Source organism: Gemmatimonadota bacterium (genome assembly GCA_041390125.1).
In the GTDB taxonomy this organism is placed as follows: Bacteria; Gemmatimonadota; Gemmatimonadetes; order Longimicrobiales; family Gaopeijiaceae; genus JAGQIF01.
In genome coordinates this window covers 1-4,261 of the sequence record JAWKQN010000040.1, presented here as the reverse complement: position 1 = coordinate 4,261, position 4,261 = coordinate 1, and the positions used below count along the sequence as shown (strand labels likewise).

General features: G+C 70.5%; 4 protein-coding genes. All 4 read left to right on the top strand.

The features are described 5' to 3' along the window. Positions 1-502 (top strand): amidohydrolase family protein (locus R3E98_21765; protein MEZ4426038.1); only part of this gene is annotated, 502 nt, incomplete at its 5' end. A 113-nt stretch (positions 503-615) separates the two neighbouring features. Continuing rightward, positions 616-1,341, top strand: a complete 726-nt coding sequence (locus R3E98_21760) for an AraC family transcriptional regulator (protein ID MEZ4426037.1) — start codon at positions 616-618, stop codon at positions 1,339-1,341. 125 nt (positions 1,342-1,466) lie between these two features. After that, a complete protein-coding gene (locus tag R3E98_21755) occupies positions 1,467-3,617 on the top strand; it encodes a prolyl oligopeptidase family serine peptidase (protein MEZ4426036.1) in 2,151 nt (716 codons plus the stop codon). A gap of 86 nt (positions 3,618-3,703) precedes the next feature. Next, a partial coding sequence (locus tag R3E98_21750; protein ID MEZ4426035.1) for a hypothetical protein occupies positions 3,704-4,261 on the top strand: 558 nt, incomplete at its 3' end.

Sequence of the window (4,261 nt, the reverse complement as noted above, 5' to 3'; positions counted from 1 at the left end):
CGAGGTCGGCGCCCAGCTGGTGGTCGAGGCCATTCGCCGGGGCGGCGCCTCGGCCATCTACCATGCCATGGACGAAGCGGACGTGGAGCGCATCATGGCGCATCCGCAGACGATGATCGCCTCGGACGGGAGGCTCACGCAGCCGGGCGAGGGTCACCCCCATCCCCGCTGGTATGGCACATTCCCGCGCGTGCTGGGCGTGTACGTACGGGAGAAGCACGTGCTCACGTTGGAAGAGGCCGTGCACAAGATGACCGGCATGCCGGCAGCGCGCATGGGACTGACCGATCGCGGCACTCTGGTCGAGGGCGCCTTCGCGGATCTGGTGGTGTTCGATCCGGCCACCGTGATCGACCGCGCCACCTTCCAGGAGCCACACCAGTATCCGGACGGCTTCCATCTGGTGGTGATCAACGGGCAGGTCGCCTTCGACGCCGATGGATTCCACGACGTGCGGGCGGGGCGGATGTTGCGGGGTCCGGCGTGGAAGGGGGAGGGTTGATGCCGTCTTGGGATCACGCGCTCACGGCGAACGACGCGAGCCCCCCGCAGCGCTGCGGACGGAGCGCACACGTACGGACCGACCTCGTACATGTCAGTGCCTTCGTCCTTCCCGTGGGCTTCACTCTCCCACGCCACGCGCACGCAGAGGCCGCTGTCGCGTTGGCGACGCGCGGGACCTGGGCCGCCACCCTCGGTGGCCGCGACGTCCGGCTCGAGCCCGGCCAGGCTCGCGTGCTTCCGCAGGGGGATCCGCATCGCGAAGGGGTAGGAGCACTCGGCGCCGAGTGCCTGCTCATCGAGCCCACGGATGTCCTGCGTGAACGCGCCGAACGATCGGGCATCGATTGGGATTCGCGCGCTCAGGCCGTGGATTCCCGACTCCGCTCCCTCGGAGATCGCCTGCGAACGGAGCTGGCCTCCTGCGATCGCTTCAGGACGCTGGCCATCGAAGCGCACTGTCTCGATCTGCTGGCATGCTTCGGGCGCGCGCTGCACCCGCGGGCGGGGCCTGCAAGTCAGCCCTGGCTGCGCAAGGCCAGGCAGGCGCTGGAGGATGCCCCGACCGATTGGACGGTTGGCAAGCTGGCGGTGGAATGCGGCGTGACGCCCGAGCATCTCTCCCGGTCCTTCCGGCGGGCGTACGGGGACACCGTCGCCGGCTATCTTCGTGCAATGCGCCTGCGCAAGGCCGCCGAGCTGTTGCGGAACGAGCCGCAACTCTCGATCTCGATCGTCGCACACCGGTCGGGCTTCTCCGACCAGAGCCATCTGGCGCGCCTGTTTCGGCAGCGCTTCGGCGTCACTCCCAGCGAGTTCCGTCGGCACTCCACGCACTGATCATCCCCGTCCTCCCCAGATCAACACCGTTCTAGCCGGGCCGCCGCGCGGCGGGCTTCCTTACGCACTCGTCCCTCGATCCCGAAGACCCACTCTTCGGAGCCCTTCCGCGCACGGTCCCGACGATGCTTCGCCTCTTCTTCTACGCGTTCGCGCTGTCCTTCGCCGCCGCCTGCCGACCCTCGCCTCTGCCCCCTCCGCCCCTGGCCCGGGCGGAACCTGCAGCCGTGGGCGACCCGCGCCCGTGGCCGGACCCGTACCGCGCGCTGGAAGACATGGCCAGCGCCTCCACGCTGGAGTGGGCCCACGCGCAGGATGCCTTCACCCGTGCGTGGGTGGAGCGCACGGCCGAGCGAACGCAGATCCTCACCAACATCGTCGCGGCCAGCCGCCACACGATTCCGCTCACGCCCGTGGAGCGCGGCGGCAAGCGCTTCTGGCTGAGCAGCGATCCCACCTTCACCGAGCTGGACCTCCGGGTCACGGACGGTGACGGGAGGGAGCGGCTCCTGGTGTCTGGTGCCGCGCTGACGCAGCAAGGTCGTGCCCTGGCCCGCGGGCTGTGGCCGGACCCCTCCGGCGAGCGCCTGGCCGTCAGCGAAGGCAGGTCCGGGGCCCGCTGGGGCAGCCTGGTGATCCGCAGCAGCGCCGATGGAGCGGCGGCGGCGGATACCCTTCCGGGGCTCTACGGTGGACGGTCCAGTGTGATCTGGGCACCGGATGGCCAGTCGCTCCTGTACGTTCGTTTCGACGATCCCGTCGGAGGCGATTCGCTGCGCGCCCCCGTGACCGGCGCCCGGGTAATGTTCCACCAGTTGGGCAGCGACCCGAGCACGGACGTGACCGTCTTCACACCCGCAGACGCGAGCGACGCCTTAGCGCTGCAGGGCAGCGACGTCGGCGACGAGGTGGCCATGACGGTCCGCGACAGCAGCAGTGGCACCCATGCGGTCCTGGTAGCGCAGTGGCGGGGCGAGGCGACCCGCTTCCGGGAGGTCGTCCCCTCAGGGCAGGCGTTCTTCCAGGTCGTCGGGCTCGATGCGCACCGTCTACTGCTCCACACCACGCTGGCCGCACCCAACGGCAGGGTGGTGCTGCTCGATCCGCGCGACGCAGCCCCGGTGCTGGTGGAGGTCATCCCGGAGGGCCCGGACCCGATCGACGTGTGGACGCCGAGCTCGGTGGCGTGGGTGGGTGCGCGTATCCTGGTGCTGTACCGCGTAGGAGGCCTCCCCACCGTGCGCTCCTTCGCCGAAGACGGAGGAGACGTGCGAGACGTCCCGCTCCCGGCGGGAGCGATCTGGTCGGGCCTGGTCGGGCACCGGGGTTCGCCGGAGGCGTTCCTGTCCGTCAGCGACTTCACCGATCCGGGCACCGTGTTCCGGGTGGACACGGAGACGCACGCGGTGGACGCGTATCGGCGACCGGCGCTCCCCTATGATCCCAGCGAGTTCGTCACGGAGCGCTTGTTCTGGTCCGGTCCGGCCGGCGACAGTCTTCCCATGTTCATCGCGCACCATCGCTCGGTGGAACCCGGTCCCGCACACCCGGTCATGCTGTACGGATATGGCTTCGGCGCGTGGGCAGTCGCGCCCTGGTTCCGTCCGCACATGGCCGAGTGGATGCGGCGCGGCGGCGTGTTTGCCCTGCCGGCCTTGCGGGGCGGCGGTGAGTTCGGCGAGGCGTGGCACCGGGCCGGAATCCGCCGGAACCGCCAAGCGGCCATCGACGACTACCGGGCCGCCGCGGCATGGCTCCTGGAGCGCGGCCTGGTGCGCCCGCAGTGGCTCGTCGCCGAGACGAACAGCGCGGGTGCGTCCTTGGTGGCGACGGCGTTGTTGCAGGAGCCTACCCGCTTCGGAGCGGCGATCCTCGGGTTCCCCTTGCTGGACCTGCTCAACTACGAGGGCGTAACGGGCGCCGCCGCCTGGCGCTCCGAGCTCGGCAGCGTCGCCGATCCGGGAGACCTGACCGTGCTGCGACGCCTCTCCCCCGTGCACACCGTGGATCCGTCCAGCTGCCCGCCTCCGCTGTTCGTCGCGCCCGGATCCGAGGACCAAACCACTCCGCCCTTCCATGCCTACAAGTTCGTGGCAGCCGTGCAGGGCGCAGGCTGCAGGGGCCCCGCGCTTCTGCGCGTCGCGTGGGGGGCCGGCCACGCCTACGGAACCGACGGCGAAGACGCCGCCGAGAACTTCGCCGACCAGTTGGCGTTCCTGATTCAGGTGCTCCCCGGCTGGACGGGGAGGCGGGTCGAAGGCGCCGCCAAACCCTGAGGGCCCCCTACCCCATTCCCGCCCGGGATACCGGCCACGATCCTGGACCAGGCCTTTCTGCGCGTGCATGGGCAGGAGGCCCAATCATGCGCAACGCTTCGACAGACGCGAGTCGACCGGGAGACGTGGCGTCCGGCCGCGACGCCATCCCCGCCCTGCTGTGGACGTTCGCCCTGCTGGCCGGCGCGCTGGCGCTCTTCCTTCCCCGCGGGGCAGCGGACGAGGGCATGGCGCGCTCGCTCTCGACGGTATGGGCCACGCTGCTGTTGCTGGCCGCCGCCTTCACCCTGGCTCCGGCGCGCACGCGTTCACCGAAGGACTGGCACCGCTGGCGCGTAGCCTGGACCACGGCCTGGCTGCTGTTCGGCATCCACTGCGTGGTCTCCATCCTGGGTCCACTGGGCGGGAGCTTCGGGGCCATGTTCGAGACCCCGCTGGTCTCCACTCCGGTCTTCAACCTGGTGCTGTCCGCCTGGTGGACCGTGGACGTGGCGCTGGCGTGGCTGAGCGCGGACCCCTCCGAGCGCGACCGGCGCGTCCATCTGCAGCGCACGGGGCTCCTGTTCATTCTGCTCGTCGCGTTCCTGGTCGCCTCCGTGGTCCAGGGCACCACCACCGCGCGCTTCCTGGGCGCCGTGGTGGGC

What these genes read in the sequence shown, in the direction of transcription:
- R3E98_21755 (MEZ4426036.1), top strand. Translation starts at nt 1,467, where the DNA reads ATGCTTCGCCTCTTCTTCTACGCGTTCGCGCTGTCCTTCGCCGCCGCC.